Below are 16,760 nucleotides of genomic sequence, written 5' to 3' on the forward strand. Positions count from 1 at the left end.
GCGCGTACGCGCCACGGAAACCACGCTTCTTAGCCAGCGCCGACATGCTACGCCGTGCCTCTGACAATTTCAGGAAGCCGCCGTCAGACGGCAATCAATCTTCAGATGGCAGACTTCAGGTAACCAAAGTCCAACGGTAACCTCGGTGTGCATGGCGCACCCACTAAAGATCGTTGACGAGTACACCGGAACTGTCGAAGGCGGAGGTCCAGTCCACCGTCGACTGCTGCCCGAGGCTCGGATCCTGAAAATGTCAGTCGGTCCAATGGATAACAACGTGTATGTCGTTACCTGCGAACATACCGGAAAGTCCATCTTGATTGACGCGGCGAACGAGGCGCCCCGCATCCTCGAACTACTCTCATCTCAGGCGCCGCAGCTCGAACTCATCCTGACGACACATCAGCATGCGGACCACTGGCAGGCGCTGGAAAGGGTGGCGGCGGAGACGCAAGTACCCACCGTTGCCCACCCTCTCGATGCCGAACCGCTGCCGGTGCCGTCGGACAGGCTTGTCGACCACGGTGACGTAATCCAAGTCGGCGATCTCTCGTTTGAGGTCATTCACCTTCGCGGCCACACCCCGGGCTCCGTGGCACTCGCCACCTCGCTCGGCGGTGTCACGCACCTGTTCACGGGCGACAGCCTATTCCCCGGTGGCGTCGGCAAGACTTCGTCGCCGGAAGCGTTCCGCCGATTGTTCCATGACGTCTCGGAGCGGCTCTTCGATCGGTTCGATGACTCGGCGACCGTCTATCCAGGTCACGGTGCTGACACCACACTCGGCGCGGAACGGCCCCAGCTTCCTCAATGGCGCGACCGCGGATGGTGAACGCGTGTCCCCAACACCCGATATGTCATGTTCCTGGTGCGCCACTTAATCAACTCACATGCAACGTGACGGATAACGAGCCCCTTCCTGGGGTATGTAGTTACTAGGGTGGTAACCGGACTCGTACCGTGGAAAGGCTGAATCATGCTGCTTCGCAGGATCGCACGCCCAATGCTTGCCGGAGTTTTCGTTGCGAACGGGGTCAACACGCTTCGAAATCCTGAAGAAATCGCCGACAAAGCAGCCCCGCTCGTCGAATATGCCCACGCCTCACTTCCGGCGGACACCTCGCGCAAGCTTCCCGCAGACCCCGCAACGGTCGCGCGCATCAACGCGGCGGTTCAGGTTGGAGCAGGCGCCTTACTGGCTCTCGGGCGAACCCCACGGATTGCATCGGGGGTGCTCGCAGTGACACTCGTGCCGACCACGGTGGTGCAGCATCCTTTCTGGGCAGAGACCGACAGTCGGCTGCGCGCCGAACAACGCTCACACTTCCTGAAGAACGTGGCGTTGCTCGGAGGTCTGCTGATCACAGCCAGTGACACCGAAGGCAAGCCTTCCGTCGGGTGGCGCGCGCGACGTCTCGCTGGCCGGGCCACTACGGCGATCTCCACCGCAGCGCCAGCCGCGTCGAGCGCAGGCACTTCAGCCGAGGCACGCGCGAAACTTGCGGAGGGGTGGCACACCGTCGCAGAACGGGCACGTGAGGTCGCTTCAGAAGCAGGTGAGCGTGGCTCTGAACTGTTCGAGGTTGCCGCTGATCGTGGCTCCGAACTCATGGAGGCTGCGTCCAAGCGTGGTTCTGAGTGGTACGAAGCGGCTGCAGACAAGGCTCCGGATTTGTACGAGACAGCAGCTGAACAGGCAAGTAAGTGGTACAGCACGGCCGCGGACCGAAGCGCTGAACTTGCAGCGAAAGCGGCGGATCGCGGCTCAGATCTCGCACACCGCACCGCAGAATTGGCCAAGGACGGCTCCGCGGACGTCCGCGCTCACATCAAGCATCGATAACGCCTCGACGCGGCAAACTTCGCCTGCGCGTGCGCCGATACTTCTGAGCTAGAGTGGTTGGCTCAGTATTGCGACGTTGCTGTCGCGCAGGCGAAGGAGCTTGAGGTGCAGGAGCGAGAAATCGACCGTGAGCAGGAGTATGTCGCAATGCTCTACGGGCGATTGGATGGTCTGCGTGACCATGCGCGCCAGAACCTGGCCTCAGTAATGCGTGAACGCGGTGGTACGCCGCAGGCGCAGTCCGAACGCGAGTCATACAACGCGATGTACACCGCGAAGTTGTCCAAGTACCTCGCGGCGGAAAATGGGCTCTGTTTCGGCCGCATCGATCTCAGTGACGGCGAAGCCCGCTACGTCGGTCGGCTCGGCATCTGGGACGACGACAGCGACTTCGACCCGTTGCTCCTCGACTGGCGTGCACCGATGGCGCGTCCGTTCTACCTTGCTACCCCCGCGTCACCCGAGGGGGTAGCAAGGCGGCGTCATATTCGGACACGCGGTCGCACTGTCACCGCCCTCAACGATGAGTATCTCGACCCCGACGCGCTCGCCGCAAACAATGGGGACGCACACAGTGAATCCGTCGCGTACGCTGAAGGTGAGACCAGCGTTGCCAGCGAAAACGCCCTCCTCGCAGCAATAAGCGCGGCGCGCACCGGCCACATGGTCGACATCGTTGCGACAATCCAGCGCGAACAGGACGAGATTATCCGTTCGGAGCATCGGAGCGTCCTGGTAGTTCAGGGTGGCCCGGGTACGGGCAAGACGGCGGTGGCGCTACACCGTGCCGCTTTTCTCCTCTATACCTACCGCGACCTGCTCGAGAAGAGCGGCGTGCTCATAATCGGGCCGAATGACACGTTCCTGAAGTACATCAGTCAGGTGCTCCCCTCGCTCGGGGAAACTGGCGTGGTGCTCTCCACCATCGGTGATCTCTACCCTGGTGTGGCCGCGACCGGCCACGATTCGCTCGGTGCAGCAGTCGCCAAGGGGTCCCTCGCGATGGTGGATGTTCTGAAGGAAGCCGTCCGGGATCGCCAGGAGGCGCCGTCACGACCGGTCGAGTTCGAGTTCGATACGTACCGTCTCACGATCGATAAGAAACTGATCACCCGGGCTCGGGGACGCGCCCGTTCATCTAGGAAGCCCCATAACCGGGCGCGCGATCTGTACTTCTCGACAGCGATCGAGGGCTTGGCGGATCAGTACGCCGCGATTGTGGGGGCAAACCTGGTCGGCAAGGATTCGTTGCTCAGCCGGGAGGATATCGCCGACGTCCGCGACGAAATGCGGCAAGACTCGACAATCCGCACGATCGTCGGTTCCTTCTGGCCCCACCTCACGCCGCAGGTCGTCTTACGCGACCTGTTCGCGTCCGAAGATCGGCTTCGGCGCGCCGCGCCTCATCTGTCCGAGGCTGAACGGTCCGAACTTGTTCGCCCTAAGTCAGTGCCGTTTTCCCCCGGTGATGCGCCCCTCTTGGACGAGCTTGCTGAGCTGCTCGGAATTGATGATGAGGACGATGACCGGATAGCGCAGGAACGCTGGCGCGCGAAGATCGCCGAGGCGCAGGAGGCTCTTGACATCCTCACCGGCTCAGCTCCGCAAGATCTCGAAGACGACCTCGATCCCGAAATCCTGATGGCGTACGACCTCATCGACGCAGAACAGCTTGCGGAACGTCAGGAGTACCGGCATTCGAAGACGACAGCAGAGCGCGCTGCTGCGGACAGGCAGTGGACTTACGGTCACGCAATCATCGACGAGGCACAGGAATTGTCTCCGATGGCGTGGCGCATGGTGATGCGCAGGGTGCCCAACCGCTGGATGACCATAGTGGGTGACCCCGCACAGACCGGCAATCCGGCCGGCACATCGTCGTGGCAGGGAGCGCTCGAGCCCTACGTAGCGCGTAGATGGAAGCTCGCCGAGCTCTCCGTCAATTACCGCACGCCGTCCGAGATCATGGCTGTTGCGGGGGATGTACTCGCCCGCATCTCGGAAGATGCTGTGGCGCCGAAGTCAATCCGCGATTCTGGTCATTTGCCCTGGGCACGCAAGGTCACAATTCCTGACCTCAACACCGAAGTCGCCACTCAAATCACCGAGTGGAAGCACGAACAGCGGGAGGGGACGATCGCGATCATCGCACCGGCATCCCTCGCTACGTCGCTTTCGCCGCTCGAGTCCGAGGACGTCAGCGTTCTCGTGGTGCGTGAGGCTAAGGGTCTGGAATTCGACTCCGTGCTCGTCGTCGAACCTGGCGACATTCTTTCGGAATCGCCGCGAGGACTCAACGATATCTACGTTGCGCTTACCCGCGCGACCCAGCGGATCGGCGTCTTCTACGCTGAAAATCTGCCCGAGTGTCTGAGTTTGATAACGGATTAGTGCGCTACTCAACTATTTCTGCGAGGAATCACTGATTTGCGGGCCGCGAACCTGCACACTCTGATGCAAGCCCGGACCACTGCTTAGGAAGGATCACAAACCCCATGCCACGCCGTCATGTCGCTTCATCGAGACGCACACTGTTTGGTGCGCTTGTATTTGTCGCGGCGGCGATCGCTACTTCGGCATGCGGTGGTGGTGATGATGAGCAGGCTTCGGCGAATACAGCCAGCGATAGTGTCATTGCGACGGTCGAACCTGAAGCTGCGAGTCCGATGGATGAGGACCGCGCGCAGGACATCTTCGCCGCACTCGACGGTGCAGGCGTGAAAGGGCAATCTCCGGCGACGACACTTCAGTTGGTGCGCGGCATCTGTGTTCAGATTGAGGCCGGGTCTTCGGGCCAGCAGATCCTCGACAATCTGCAATCCGTCACCAGCGTAATGGCGAGGGAAACTGGAGCCGGAATGACCGGCACGGAAATCGCCGAAATCTACGTGGAAGCAGCGAAAACGTACTACTGCGCGTAATGGAAGACACGCCGGGGGCCGACATCGCGCGCCCCCGGCGTGTTCGAGTCGTCAGCGAACGGTATGAACGATCAGAACGTCGCTTGCGGATTTCCGTGCGACATCCGATGGCACCGAGCCAAGCAGCCGGCCAGTCAGCGTGTTGAGTCCGCGGTTTCCGACGACTAGGAGGTCCGCGCTTACCTCTTCGACGAGAGCGAGCAACGAGTCGACAGGAGCGCCCACTACAGCACGCTCCACCACGTTCTTTGCGCCAGCATCCACCGCGCGCTCGCGCGCCTTCCGGAGAATCTCATAGGTCGGTGCGGCGCCAGTGATCTGATAGGCGTCGTCCTTCAGCTGATCAACCGCATCCCCAAGTTCCTTCGGATCGGACGGGTAGTAAGCACAGGCGACCACGAGCTTGGCGTCTCCATCGCCCGCGAGCGCTCCTGCCTTCTCGACAGCCTTGAGCGACGACTCTGAACCATCTGAACCCACAACGATCGTGCGGTAGGCGGTCATTCGTTCCTCCATTGATCTTGCCAGTGCTCGGAGCATAGGGATGCCCCGCTTAGAGCGCGGTAAGTACTTCTAGCGCTGACACTAGTCTGTACACACCCATCTTCACGTTGATTTCGGCTCTGATTCCACTGATCTTCTTGAGTATTTCCGCGATGTCTGTCACAACCACCGTTGCTATGTGCTCAGGACATCCCGGCAGCATCCATTCCGCGGAGTTCTTTCTTTAGGTCAGCAATCTCATCACGCAATCGTGCAGCGAGTTCGAATTGCAAGTCCCGCGCGGCAGCCATCATCTGGTCGGTGAGTTGCGCGATAAGGTCGGCGAGTTCGGCGCGGGGCATAGCCTTGACATCTTGCCCGTCGTACACTCCCGGGCTGACGGCCCGGCCCGCTTCGCCCTGAGCACGGCGGCCGCGCGACGCATTCCGGCCCGATCCACCGACGGATACCGACTCATCAGTATCGTCAGCCTCCTGGTAAACCTGGTCGAGAATATCGGCAATCTTCTTGCGTAATGGCGCTGGCTCAATACCCATCTCGGTGTTGTAAGCGATTTGCTTCTCGCGGCGCCGCTCCGTCTCCTCTATTGCCCGCTGCATAGAGTCAGTCATCCTGTCGGCGTACATGTGAACCTCGCCCGAGACGTTACGCGCCGCGCGACCGATCGTCTGGATAAGGCTTGTTGAACTCCGCAGAAACCCTTCTTTGTCAGCGTCGAGAATTGCAACAAGCGATACCTCGGGAAGATCAAGGCCCTCGCGCAAGAGGTTGATGCCAACAAGCACATCGAATTCTCCGAGGCGCAATTGCCGAAGCAGCTCGACTCTCCGCAAGGTGTCGATATCGGAATGCAGGTACCGGACCTTAATTCCTAGTTCCAGGAGGTAATCCGTGAGGTCCTCCGCCATCTTTTTCGTCAGCGTGGTGACGAGGACTCGTTCGTCACGCTCGGTCCGGCTCCGCACCTCATGTACGAGGTCGTCAATCTGCCCTTTCGTTGGCTTCACAATGACGTGCGGGTCAACGAGACCGGTCGGCCGGATGACCTGCTCGACGAACTCGCCTCCCGTTCTGCCCAACTCGTACGGGCCGGGCGTGGCTGATAGATAAACCGTCTGCCCAATCCGGGATGAGAACTCTTCCCACGTGAGGGGCCTGTTATCGAGAGCAGAGGGTAGTCGGAACCCGTAGTCGACAAGGTTGCGTTTACGCGACATATCGCCCTCGTACATGCCCCCAATTTGCGGCACCGTGACGTGTGACTCGTCAATGACAAGCAGAAAGTCATCCGGAAAGTAATCCAGCAGTGTCGCTGGCGGTGTTCCCGAACCACGAGCATCGATGTGGCGTGAATAGTTCTCGATGCCTGAGCAGAAGCCGACCTGGCGCATCATCTCGATGTCATAGGAAGTCCGCATACGCAGCCGCTGCGCCTCGAGAAGCTTTCCCCGATTTTCGAGGTCAGCGAGCCTCTGTTCGAGTTCCCTTTCAATCCCCTCGATCGCCTTCTCCATGCGTTCCGGTCCCGCAACATAGTGGGTGGCAGGAAAGATGCGCAGTGACTGAACCTGCTCGACGACGTCACCCGTCAGCGGGTGGATGTAATAGAGAGAATCAACCTCGTCGCCGAAGAACTCGACCCGGACAGCAAGTTCTTCGTACGCCGGAATGATGTCAAGAGTGTCGCCCCTGACTCGGAAAGCACCACGGACGAAGGCCATGTCGTTTCGTGTGTACTGAATGTCCACCAGGAGCCTGAGTAGCCGGTCACGCGGAACGTCCTGCCCCACTTCGATCTCAATCGAACGGTCTAGATACGACTGCGGGGTCCCTAGCCCGTAGATGCACGACACTGACGACACCACCACGACGTCACGCCGTGACAAGAGACTCGACGTGGCCCGATGGCGGAGACGCTCGACATCGTCATTGATCGAACTGTCCTTCTCGATGTACGTATCGGTCTGCGCGATATACGCCTCAGGCTGGTAATAGTCGTAGTAAGAAACGAAATACTCAACAGCGTTATGCGGCAGCATCTCCCGCAGCTCATTCGCTAGCTGCGCCGCGAGCGTTTTGTTCGGCGCCATCAGCAGCGTCGGCCGCTGGACCCGCTCGATCAGCCACGCCGTTGTCGCGGACTTCCCGGTCCCAGTCGCACCGAGAAGAACGACGTCTTTCTCTCCCTCATTGAGGCGCCGCTCTAGATCCTCGATCGCGGCGGGCTGGTCACCGGCAGGACTGTAGTCACTGACTACCGTGAAGCGCCCGGGCGTGCGCTCAATTTCCCCGATCGGCCGGTATTCCGAGTGGGCGAGCACGGAGTCGGGACGTTCGGTCGCAAATGCCATACATCTCAGAGTAATGCGGGGCCCTGACAAGCACCGACAAGCACGGACAAGCACCGTCAAGTCCTCCGCCAGCATCTACGCGAAAGGTACGGTAGAGCGATGAGCCTCTATGACACACGTCACAGCGGGGCGCGTCTCCCGGCGCCAACAGTTCATCCCCACCCGCCGAAGGTCGAGCGTTTCGACCTGTCGGACCGGACCAACACGGACCCTAAGGGATTCGTCCGGCCGGTGGACCGCTACCACGTGGAGCCATGGGGACTGTACATGGGGCGGCCCGCAGACCACGAACAGTTCCACTACCTCGAATCGTGGCTTATTCCCCGGTTCGGTATACGCGCGTCGATTTTCCATTTCAATCCAGCGCACGAACGCGACCAGAACTTCTATGTCGACATCGGCGACTTCACACCCTCCCCCTCCGTGTGGAGATCGGTGGATCACTACATCGACATCATTGTCCGTACTGGTCGTGAAACGGAGGTCGAAGACGTCGACGAACTACTCGCCGCGCATTGTGCGGGGCATATCAGCGCGGACACAGCACAGCACGCATTCCAGCGGGCAATTCGCGTAGTTGACGGGATCGCCGCTCACGGCCATTCACTCGAAGGCTGGCTGGCGTCGAAAGGGATGAATATCTGGTGGCGTTAGCCACCTATCCCCCTTCTGTGAGCACATACACATTCGCGGGCCGCCCCGGGTCCGCGCTCGCGTGCAGCCGCTTCGTCGGTCCACTGGCGTCAGTTTCGGCGAGGGGACTGTCCGGAGTGACGTTCGGGACGCGCGGAAAGCCACCGTTTTCCAGCTTCGGAGCCAACTCGTCTGCCACATCCATCGACGCAACGGTAATCTGCATGTCGATCACGTCCTTCGCGAGCGGTCCAGCACCTGACGAGGGACCGATGTAGTCGACGCGCTGCGCCAATTCTCCCGCCAGGAATCGGAGGCGGGCAGCTACCCTCGCGCCTGCCGCTTCCCAGTCAGTTTCAGGCTGGTGGAGTTCCAGCGACGCGCTTGCCGGACGACGTTCACGCAAGTTCCGTTCGAAAGGCACGAGCCGTTCCTCCCACACCTTCCGGACCTGCTCTTCGAGTTCGTGTGGTTCTCCCGTGTTGTCCAGCCAGACATCGGCGGCCGCCCGCCGCTGCTCGTCCGTCGCCTGGGCCGCTATACGTGCGCGTGCGTCGTCCTCCGGCATGCCGCGCATCCCGGTGAGTCGTTCAATGCGTTGCTTGACTTCAGCGTGCACGACGAGCACCAGGTTGCACGTCGGACCAATCGCATTCTCGATTAGCAGCGGAATGTCATGTACGAGGATCGCGTCGTCCGCCGCCGACTCCGTCAGTTCCGCTGTCCGCTGTCCGACCAGCGGATGAACAATGGAGTTCAGCCTCAAACGCGATTCGTCATCTTTGAAGGCCTTCGCAGCCAGTGCGGGGCGGTTGAGGCTCCCATCGTCGAGAAGGATGTCCCGCCCAAATGCCTCAACAAGACGTTCCAGACCCGGCGTCCCTGGCGCCACAACCTCACGAGCGATCTGGTCGGCGTCGATGATGATCGCGCCGAGTTCATCAAGTACTGCCGAGGCGGTGGACTTTCCCGCCCCGATCCCGCCTGTTAATCCAACACGTAGCACTCAATGAGTCTGTCATTCCTGATGGTTCGGACCTATCATCGGGTCCAGAACCGCAACGAGAAAAGCCCCGGACTTCACGAGTCCGGGGCTTTTCATCATGAGCTAATCAGCAGATCAGGCTCCGCCTGACAGCTTCTCGCGCAGCGCTGCAAGTTGCTCGTCGCTGGCGAGGGTGCCACCCGACTGTGCCGGGGCGGCAGACGCGGCGGGTGCCTGGGCGGCACCGTCGCTGGAGTAGTTGCTCGGCGCGGCTTCCGCTGCTTCAGCTTCGACCTTCGCGAACTTCTCCATCTGGGCGGTGTGCATCTTGTGACGACGCTCCGCCTCGGCGTAACGCGCCTCCCACTCTTCGCGCTGCTTCTCGAAGCCCTCGAGCCATTCGTTGGTCTCGGGATCGAAGCCCTCGGGGAAGATGTAGTTGCCCGCTTCGTCGTACGAGTCGGCCATGCCGTACTTGGCGGGGTCGAACTCTTCCGTGTACTCCTCGTTTGCCTGCTTGAGGCTCAGGGAGATCCGGCGACGCTCAAGGTCGATGTCGATGACCTTCACCATGGCGTCGTCGTTCACGGCGACAACCTGGTCCGGCACCTCGACGTGGCGCTCAGCCAGCTCGGAGATGTGGACGAGACCCTCGATGCCCTCTTCGACCCGCACGAACGCACCGAACGGAACCAGCTTCGTGACCTTGCCCGGGACGATCTGGCCGATAGCGTGGGTACGCGCAAACTGGCGCCAAGGATCTTCCTGCGTGGCCTTCAGCGACAGCGAGACGCGCTCGCGGTCCATGTCGACGTCGAGGACCTCGACGGTGACTTCGTCGCCGACCTGAACAACCTCGGACGGGTGATCGATGTGCTTCCAAGACAGCTCAGAAACGTGGACCAGACCGTCGACACCGCCGAGATCGACGAACGCGCCGAAGTTGACGATGGAGGACACGACGCCCTTGCGGACCTGGCTCTTCTGCAGCTGGTGCAGGAACTCGCTGCGAACCTCAGACTGGGTCTGCTCAAGCCATGCACGGCGAGACAGGACCACGTTATTGCGGTTCTTGTCGAGTTCGATGATCTTCGCTTCGATCTCCTTGCCGACGTACGGCTGAAGGTCGCGAACACGGCGCATCTCGACGAGCGAGGCAGGAAGGAAGCCACGGAGGCCGATGTCGAGGATGAGACCACCCTTGACGACCTCGATAACCGTTCCCTTGACTGCTTCGTCCTTCTCCTTGAGCTCCTCGATGGTGCCCCAGGCGCGCTCGTACTGTGCACGCTTCTTGGAGAGAATCAGACGACCGTCTTTGTCTTCCTTGGTGAGGACGAGCGCTTCGACCTCATCGCCGACGTTCACGACCTCGCTGGGGTCGACATCGTGCTTGATCGACAGTTCACGAGAGGGAATGACACCCTCAGTCTTGTATCCGATGTCGAGAAGGACCTCGTCACGGTCGACCTTGACGATGGTTCCCTCAACGATGTCCCCATCGTTGAAGTACTTAATGGTGGCGTCGACAGCGGCGAGAAATTCCTCGGCGGAGCCAATATCGTTGATGGCTACCTGCGGCGAGGTCGTGGTTGTGGTGGGCATTAGGTGAGCTGCTCCGGACAGTTTGACTCGGTTGTGCGTGGACAGGGCATGAATGCCACGCGCCGACCCGCCCCCACTAGCACCACAGCAAACCGCGACCCAGCAGAACAGAGTGAACGCATGCGCATCCGTGCTGTGTACATGACACAGCACGGCTAGCCTACGCGATCACGATCGAGCACAGCAAACCTGCCCGGTTACCTACACTAGCCTGATCATTGGCCCTCTACCACTGGTGCACACCACATGATCACAAATGATTCCGCCGCCGCAGAAACGCCCAGCACTTGGGTTCGGCACCGCAAGGCCGACTCGCGGGAAAGCGACGCTGCCAGCAGAATGTGGTGGGACTCCGACGCTGACAACTATCACGACGAACACGGCGACTTTCTGGGAGCCGACTCCCCCAGCGGTGAGTTCCTGTGGTGCCCGGAAGGGCTGCACGAAGGCGATGCTCACCTGCTGGGCGAGGTCGCCGGCTCCCGGATTCTCGAACTCGGGTGCGGATCAGCCCCATGTGCACGCTGGCTGCGCCACCAGGGCGCAGATGTGATCGGGCTCGATATCTCGGCCGGAATGCTCGGTCATGCGCGCGCAGCGATGTCACGAGGCGGGCCGCAGGTGCCCCTTGTGCAGGCCAGTGCGGAGCGCCTCCCGTTCGCCGCTGACAGCTTCGACAAAGTCTGCTCGAGTTTCGGCGCTGTTCCCTTTGTCGCAGACTCTGCAGGGGTAATGCGCGAGGTGGCGCGCGTTCTCAGACCGGGCGGCATGTGGTTGTTCTCCGTTAACCATCCCATGCGGTGGATGTTTCCCGATGACCCCGGACCCCGGGGCCTTACCGTCACGCTCCCGTACTTCGACCGGTCGCCGTACGTCGAGGTCGATGACGCGGGCGTTCCTAGCTATGTAGAACACCATCGGACGATGGGAGACCGCGTCCGCGAAATCGTCGCGGCTGGATTCGCACTCGAGGATGTCATCGAACCGGAGTGGCCAGAGTGGCTCGATCAGGAGTGGGGTCAGTGGAGTCCGCTGCGCGGACAGTACTTCCCGGGCACCGCCATCTTTTGCTGCCGAAAAGCGTAAATAGGACTAGTTTCCCGCGTGCGCGGCCACACCAACCGGTCCGGAGCCCAGACAGATCTCGATACCGGGCGTCGGCGTAGTGAACAGCAGCGACTCAGCGCCGCCCACGAGACGCACGTAGGCGGTGTTGAGCCCCTCTTCAATCGGAACGCTGACTGCGGAGCGCTCACCGGCTATCGAGTCGAATGCAACAGTAAGTTCGCCGGGTGCGTTCGAAAAGTAGTTCAGTTGGGCTGTCCAGCCATGCTCGAACATTCCTCCGCCGAGCGGCACCGCGACAGGCGCCGCAGGCGAAATGCGGTAGCCACATTCAGGGTCAGGGCCCTGCGGTATCGCGCGGTTCCACCACACTTCGGCCGCCACGAGCCGCCCACGGTCATCGACCATCCGTAATTCGGACACGACCGGACCGAATTGCACCCGATCATCGAGTGGTGCCAGCACACGGCTCGCCATGTTTTGCGGGAATGTCACCGGACTCAGAAGGTTCCAAGGGACCTCTTGGTCGAGAAGCTGGACCGGCGCGTCAGTGGCAGTGGCGCCGCGCAAATTAGCCAAGTACTCCCGGCTCGGGTTCTCCGACCACACCTGTGAGAACGTCACCGTGGACCACACACTGCTGAAGGTGAACGCCGCAACCGCGACGGCAGCAGCTTTGCGGCCCGGATGCCACCGAACGTCCAAGCCCTTGCGCCGCGGCGCAATGAGCACCAGCGCGATCGCGGCGGCAATGATGACGCTCGTCTCGGCGAGATACCGAAGGGACTGGACCAGTTCTGGCGCGGTGTCTGGGCCCGCGCGGAGGATCAAGACCGGGATTGTCGCAAGAAGAATGTAGGCAAAGACAAAAGCGAAAACCGGGATCACGTGCCGCTTGAGGACGATCGATCCACCGACGATCGCTGCGAGAGCGGCCCAGCCGACCACGGTGGCCCACTGCGGCGCGGCAGCCCACGGGGTTGACGGTAACCACCGCTCCCACGTCCAGGGACCTCCGAACAGGGTGGGGATAAGACTGTCGGTGAATGTTCTATTCAAGATCGTGCCCGCGGATTCCAGCCCATCGAAGCCGACGTCCCTGCTTACCGCCATCGAGTAGACCGGGATCCACCACAGCAGAACGACGGCGGACCCGATCCACAACTCCCGGCCACCCCGAGCCACAAACGCGAACAGGTTGGCACGGCTGGCCCCCGCTTCCCGCGGCTTCTGCGCGACCCAGACCCAAAGCAGCGCCACCGCAAAAGCAGCAAATGGCACAACAGCGGCTTTCTCGAAGAACAGCAAAGCGATCAGGAAAACCACCAGCGCCGACACCGCGTATCGGCGCCGGCGCGTTTCAATCAGTCGCACCGTATCGGCTGTCACCCAAGCCAGTGCTGCCTGCAACGGCAACGCGTTGAGTCCGGCGGCCCACCAGGCGAATGCCGGCAGGGTAAGCGGCGACAATAAAAAGAACGTGAGCGGCACATAGAGCACGGGCCGCCAGCCGAGCAGTACAACTAGCAGGCGAAGGACAGCAAGAGAAGCCAGCAGCTGAAGAATGAGGAGCGACGCCGCAGCGGCCCACCATTCAAGAGGAGCGACCGCCGTAAGCAGCCATGCGGCCGCAAACGTCAACGGCATGAAATGGCCGTCATGGTCATGGAAGAGCAGATCCGCCGAAAACAGAGGGAACTCTGCGGCCCTTCCGATCAGGATGAAATCGTCCCAATAGAACGAGCCACGGGATAGCACCCATCCGCGCAACACGAGTCCGGCAACAATGAGGGCCAGGGCTCCGGCGACGAGCACGCGCGAGGACTCAACCTTGCGCTGGGAGCCTCCGGGAGCGGCGGTCATCCGATCCCGAACATGTCGACAATGGCGTCCACCGCATCGTCGGCGATGTGCGTCTTCTTGCCGCCCCCGAGATCGTGGCCGGCCTGCGCAACCTCGAGCAGCCGCACACGCGCAGGGATGAGCTCAGTGGCCGCATGCAACTCCTCCAGCGACCCGAACGGGTCGCGGTCGCCATGCACAAAGAGCGATGGAATCGCGATGGCAGGGAGATGTTCCGTACGCGCACGCTCTGGTTTTCCTGGCGGATGTAACGGATAGCTGAACAGAACAAGCCCGTCTGCCACAGTCGGCTGATCCGCGGCCAGCATCGAAGCCTGCCTGCCACCGTAGGAATGTCCGCCGACCAGAACGGGTCCCGACACGTAGGTGCGGAGCAGTTTCACTGCGGCGGCGATGCCGGCTCGGTCGACGCCGGCAGCAGAACGGCTGGGAGGGCCCGACGCCCGCTTCACGCGAAACGGCAGGTTGTAACGAAGCACAGCAACACCGCGCACGCCGAGGCGCTCGGCGACCAGCCGGAGCATAGGCGAGTTGGCATTCCCGCCCGCCCCATGCGTGAGCGCTAGTCCCGCTTTAGGCTGGTCAGGAAGGTGAAGCACACCCTGGATCGCAGCATCATCGAATGGCACATCGATAGCCACAAGGCGGGTTCGGTCACCGTCGGATTTCCGGTCGCGATCCATGCCGGACACGGTAGCCCACTGGGACTCGCGGGGGTATGCGGGAACATTTCGGCCCCCGTCTCTGGTTACGTAGAGGGAGCCCATAAGGAAACCCACAACGTTAGGAACCAGTGTGGCAACTCAGAACCTCACCCACGCCGACTTCGAATCTACGATCACCAGCAACGATGTCGTCCTGGTGGACTTCTGGGCAGAATGGTGCGGTCCGTGCAAGCAGTTCGCACCCACATTTGAAGCGTCGTCGTCGAAGCACCCGGACGTCGTTCACGCAAAGGTAGATACCGAGGCGGAGCAGTCCCTCGCGGCTGCCGCAGGTATTCAGTCAATCCCCACGGTGATGGCTTTCCGCGAGGGCATTCTTGTGTTCGCGCAGCCTGGTGCGCTGCCGCCGGACGCCCTTGAAAGCCTGATCACCCAGGTCAAGGATCTTGACATGGAAGATGTTCGCGCGCAGATCACTGAGCAGCAGGAGAACGGCGCACAGCAAGCCTAGTCCCCGCCTAGTGGAGTGATCAGCTCCAGCGGGCCACGCGTGCCAATACGTTCTCGGTGAATTCGCTGGTTGACGCGAGGCCGCCTAAATCGGAGGTCGCGATCCCTGCAGTAGTTGTGGCGGTCACCGCCCGGCGAATGCGCTGGGCGGCCCGTCCCATTTGGGCAGCCCCTTCTCGTTGAGCTAGCCAGTCGAGCAGCATCGCTGCCGACATGAACATCGCTATGGGATTCGCACGGTTTCTTCCGGCAATATCAGGCGCCGCACCATGGGCCGCCTGAGCCATCGCTTGCGTCTCAGACGTGTTCAGCGATGCCGCGATTCCCAGCGAGCCGGATAACTCGCCAGCGAGATCCGACAGTATGTCGCCGAACATATTCTCGGTCACGATCACGTCGTAGTCGCCTCCACGTACTAGGTGCGCGGCCATCGCATCGACATGCACGTCGTCGATTCTGACGCCGGGAAACTCGTGGCCGACCTCCCGGCATGTCTCCAGGAACAAGCCGGTTGTTAGAGGCAGTACGTTCGCCTTATGGACGACCGTTACCCGGTTGCGGCGCTGCCGGGCCAGCGTGAACGCAGTACGGGCGATACGCGTGCACGCTTCACGCGTCACCACCGCAACGGCCATCGCGACGTCCTTCGTCGGCATGAACTCGCCGGACCCGGTGAACATGTTCCGATCAGCGTAGAAACCTTCAGTGTTCTCGCGAACAATCACGACGTCGATATCGGGCCGCACGGATCGCACGCCCGGAAGCGCAACGGCAGGCCGGATGTTCGCGTAAAGGCCGTAACGCTTCCTGATCGTGCCGCCGGGAGCTGTCATGGTACGGAATTCAGCTGGATACGAAGCGTTGTCGTGTGGGCCGAGAAGCCAGCCCGGGAGATCTGACAACGCGTCCTGCGTTTCAGGGGGTAACGGGCTGCCGTGTGTCTGGATTGCGGACGCCCCGAATGGCAGTTTCTGCCATGTGATCGCACCCGCGGACGTTGCCCGCATCGCTGCGTCCACGACGCGGACTGTCGCCGGGACTATTTCGCGCCCGATTCCGTCGCCCTCCAGCACTCCAAGGGAAAGGTCCACCATTCCCTCATCATCGCCCACTTTCAGCGCCATGACAGCACAATGTGGTGATGGTGCAATCCGTTGAATTGCTTCTCAACGAGGAGCTTGAAGAGGCGATCCGGGAACAATGGCGCACACTCGACGAGGCCGGACTCCCCTGCCAGCCGCTGAGAGCCCGGCCGCACGTCACGATCGGGGTCGCGCACGAAATCTACCCGCGGATCGAGAAAAGGATTCCCGACGCCCTCGGCGACTTTCCGCTGAGCGCACGCATCGGCGGGCTCCTTGTCTTCGGCGACCGCCGAATGGTCCTCGCCCGTGCCGTGACGACCTCAGCGGCGCTGCTAGCCAAGCACGAGCGCGTCGCCGGACTGTTGCGGGAGTGCCCAGGCAAGCCAGGACATATGGAACCTGGCCAGTGGACGCCGCACATCACCCTCGCTCGCAAAATGACACCAGAACAGGCCGGTTCAGCGCTAGCGCTCGTAGCCACCAGAAAAGACCTGGCCGGACAGTTTGTCGGCGCGCGGCGCTGGGACGGCACCCTTCGCCGCGAGACGGTCATCGTGCCCGGGGACCGCTAAGACACGGCTCTTGTGCCCGAAGTGCTTTCACTCCAATACTGGAGGCTGCCGTGCGGTGAGGTCTCGAGATGACTGTCCCGTGTGCGACCGAGCAGCGCCAGCACGTCAAGCACAACGAGCAGCAAGAGAAACACGATCAGGCTGATCATGTATTCCAC

General features: G+C 61.5%; 16 protein-coding genes. 8 read left to right on the forward strand and 8 right to left on the reverse strand.

All coding sequences use genetic code 11. From position 1 onward, the window contains the following. Nucleotides 1-151 precede the first annotated feature (151 nt). The 4 genes from FHU29_RS15475 to FHU29_RS15490 all read left to right on the forward strand — a co-directional run bounded on the left by FHU29_RS15475 (nt 152) and on the right by FHU29_RS15490 (nt 4,764). Complete coding sequence (locus FHU29_RS15475; protein ID WP_064441536.1) at nt 152-832, forward strand: MBL fold metallo-hydrolase; 681 nt, start codon at nt 152-154, stop codon at nt 830-832. Nucleotides 833-976: 144 nt separating this feature from the next. Further along, nucleotides 977-1,843 carry a DoxX family protein gene (locus FHU29_RS15480; protein ID WP_064441535.1) on the forward strand — a complete coding sequence of 289 codons (867 nt, stop codon included), beginning with the start codon at nt 977-979 and terminating at the stop codon, nt 1,841-1,843. A gap of 147 nt (nt 1,844-1,990) precedes the next feature. After that, on the forward strand, nt 1,991-4,234 hold the full coding sequence (locus FHU29_RS15485) for an AAA family ATPase (RefSeq protein WP_232323036.1): 2,244 nt from the start codon (nt 1,991-1,993) through the stop codon (nt 4,232-4,234). A 104-nt stretch (nt 4,235-4,338) separates the two neighbouring features. Further along, nucleotides 4,339-4,764, forward strand: a complete 426-nt coding sequence (locus tag FHU29_RS15490; RefSeq protein ID WP_064441533.1) for a DUF732 domain-containing protein — start codon at nt 4,339-4,341, stop codon at nt 4,762-4,764. A 51-nt stretch (nt 4,765-4,815) separates the two neighbouring features. Here FHU29_RS15490 and FHU29_RS15495 read toward each other — a convergent pair whose 3' ends face one another. Both FHU29_RS15495 and uvrB read right to left on the reverse strand, forming a co-directional pair. After that, nucleotides 4,816-5,268 carry a universal stress protein gene (locus tag FHU29_RS15495; RefSeq protein WP_041450930.1) on the reverse strand — a complete coding sequence of 151 codons (453 nt, stop codon included), beginning with the start codon at nt 5,266-5,268 and terminating at the stop codon, nt 4,816-4,818. 182 nt (nt 5,269-5,450) lie between these two features. Further along, the gene (uvrB, locus tag FHU29_RS15500) at nt 5,451-7,619 is read right to left on the reverse strand and encodes an excinuclease ABC subunit UvrB (RefSeq protein WP_064441532.1); all 2,169 of its coding nucleotides are present in this window, start codon (nt 7,617-7,619) and stop codon (nt 5,451-5,453) included. Between the two features lie 99 nt (nt 7,620-7,718). Between uvrB and FHU29_RS15505 the strand changes: the two genes are divergently transcribed. Next, nucleotides 7,719-8,273, forward strand: coding sequence for a ribonuclease FAU-1 family protein (locus tag FHU29_RS15505; RefSeq protein ID WP_064441531.1), 555 nt, complete (start codon nt 7,719-7,721; stop codon nt 8,271-8,273). Nucleotides 8,274-8,277: 4 nt separating this feature from the next. On the opposite strand, the gene coaE is transcribed toward FHU29_RS15505, so the two are convergent. Both coaE and rpsA read right to left on the reverse strand, forming a co-directional pair. Continuing rightward, the gene (gene coaE, locus FHU29_RS15510; RefSeq protein WP_064441530.1) at nt 8,278-9,258 is read right to left on the reverse strand and encodes a dephospho-CoA kinase; all 981 of its coding nucleotides are present in this window, start codon (nt 9,256-9,258) and stop codon (nt 8,278-8,280) included. Between the two features lie 114 nt (nt 9,259-9,372). Next, entirely contained in the window at nt 9,373-10,842 is a 1,470-nt protein-coding gene (gene rpsA, locus FHU29_RS15515; RefSeq protein ID WP_064441529.1) for a 30S ribosomal protein S1, read from the reverse strand. 246 nt (nt 10,843-11,088) lie between these two features. Between rpsA and FHU29_RS15520 the strand changes: the two genes are divergently transcribed. Next, the gene (locus FHU29_RS15520) at nt 11,089-11,928 is read left to right on the forward strand and encodes a class I SAM-dependent methyltransferase (protein ID WP_064441528.1); all 840 of its coding nucleotides are present in this window, start codon (nt 11,089-11,091) and stop codon (nt 11,926-11,928) included. A gap of 6 nt (nt 11,929-11,934) precedes the next feature. Here FHU29_RS15520 and FHU29_RS15525 read toward each other — a convergent pair whose 3' ends face one another. Together FHU29_RS15525 and FHU29_RS15530 are read right to left on the reverse strand one after the other, a co-directional pair. After that, nucleotides 11,935-13,770 (reverse strand): hypothetical protein, encoded by a 1,836-nt coding sequence (locus FHU29_RS15525; protein WP_064441527.1) that lies wholly within the window; start codon nt 13,768-13,770, stop codon nt 11,935-11,937. After that, nucleotides 13,767-14,453: an alpha/beta hydrolase family protein gene (locus tag FHU29_RS15530; protein WP_064441526.1), complete on the reverse strand. Its 687-nt coding sequence runs from the start codon at nt 14,451-14,453 to the stop codon at nt 13,767-13,769. Before FHU29_RS15530 ends, FHU29_RS15525 begins: the two co-directional genes overlap by 4 nt. A 112-nt stretch (nt 14,454-14,565) precedes the next feature. Here FHU29_RS15530 and trxA point away from each other — a divergent pair, with 112 nt between their 5' ends. Next, nucleotides 14,566-14,946, forward strand: a complete 381-nt coding sequence (gene trxA, locus FHU29_RS15535) for a thioredoxin (protein WP_013806284.1) — start codon at nt 14,566-14,568, stop codon at nt 14,944-14,946. 19 nt (nt 14,947-14,965) lie between these two features. Here the strand turns inward: trxA and FHU29_RS15540 are convergent, their stop codons facing one another. Next, nucleotides 14,966-16,069, reverse strand: a complete 1,104-nt coding sequence (locus FHU29_RS15540; RefSeq protein WP_232323032.1) for an isocitrate/isopropylmalate dehydrogenase family protein — start codon at nt 16,067-16,069, stop codon at nt 14,966-14,968. A gap of 17 nt (nt 16,070-16,086) precedes the next feature. On the opposite strand from FHU29_RS15540, the gene FHU29_RS15545 reads away from it, so the two are divergent. Continuing rightward, nucleotides 16,087-16,602, forward strand: a complete 516-nt coding sequence (locus FHU29_RS15545) for a 2'-5' RNA ligase family protein (protein WP_064441525.1) — start codon at nt 16,087-16,089, stop codon at nt 16,600-16,602. On the opposite strand, the gene FHU29_RS15550 is transcribed toward FHU29_RS15545, so the two are convergent. After that, complete coding sequence (locus tag FHU29_RS15550; RefSeq protein ID WP_183377582.1) at nt 16,599-16,751, reverse strand: hypothetical protein; 153 nt, start codon at nt 16,749-16,751, stop codon at nt 16,599-16,601. The two genes, FHU29_RS15545 and FHU29_RS15550, sit on opposite strands and share 4 nt — an antisense overlap. Nucleotides 16,752-16,760 lie beyond the last annotated feature (9 nt).

This window comes from Hoyosella altamirensis (assembly GCF_014191505.1).
Lineage (GTDB): Bacteria > Actinomycetota > Actinomycetes > Mycobacteriales > Mycobacteriaceae > Hoyosella > Hoyosella altamirensis.

Bases quoted from the DNA above. Each gene is read 5' to 3' on its own strand.
- FHU29_RS15495 (WP_041450930.1), bottom strand. From the start codon at position 5,268: ATGACCGCCTACCGCACGATCGTTGTGGGTTCAGATGGTTCAGAGTCG.
- FHU29_RS15480 (WP_064441535.1), top strand. From the start codon at position 977: ATGCTGCTTCGCAGGATCGCACGCCCAATGCTTGCCGGAGTTTTCGTT.
- rpsA (WP_064441529.1), bottom strand. From the start codon at position 10,842: ATGCCCACCACAACCACGACCTCGCCGCAGGTAGCCATCAACGATATT.
- FHU29_RS15490 (WP_064441533.1), top strand. From the start codon at position 4,339: ATGCCACGCCGTCATGTCGCTTCATCGAGACGCACACTGTTTGGTGCG.
- FHU29_RS15550 (WP_183377582.1), bottom strand. From the start codon at position 16,751: ATGATCAGCCTGATCGTGTTTCTCTTGCTGCTCGTTGTGCTTGACGTG.
- uvrB (WP_064441532.1), bottom strand. From the start codon at position 7,619: ATGGCATTTGCGACCGAACGTCCCGACTCCGTGCTCGCCCACTCGGAA.
- FHU29_RS15525 (WP_064441527.1), bottom strand. From the start codon at position 13,770: ATGACCGCCGCTCCCGGAGGCTCCCAGCGCAAGGTTGAGTCCTCGCGC.
- FHU29_RS15545 (WP_064441525.1), top strand. From the start codon at position 16,087: ATGGTGCAATCCGTTGAATTGCTTCTCAACGAGGAGCTTGAAGAGGCG.
- FHU29_RS15505 (WP_064441531.1), top strand. From the start codon at position 7,719: ATGAGCCTCTATGACACACGTCACAGCGGGGCGCGTCTCCCGGCGCCA.
- FHU29_RS15530 (WP_064441526.1), bottom strand. From the start codon at position 14,453: ATGGATCGCGACCGGAAATCCGACGGTGACCGAACCCGCCTTGTGGCT.
- FHU29_RS15520 (WP_064441528.1), top strand. From the start codon at position 11,089: ATGATCACAAATGATTCCGCCGCCGCAGAAACGCCCAGCACTTGGGTT.
- FHU29_RS15540 (WP_232323032.1), bottom strand. From the start codon at position 16,069: ATGGCGCTGAAAGTGGGCGATGATGAGGGAATGGTGGACCTTTCCCTT.
- FHU29_RS15485 (WP_232323036.1), top strand. From the start codon at position 1,991: ATGCTCTACGGGCGATTGGATGGTCTGCGTGACCATGCGCGCCAGAAC.
- FHU29_RS15475 (WP_064441536.1), top strand. From the start codon at position 152: ATGGCGCACCCACTAAAGATCGTTGACGAGTACACCGGAACTGTCGAA.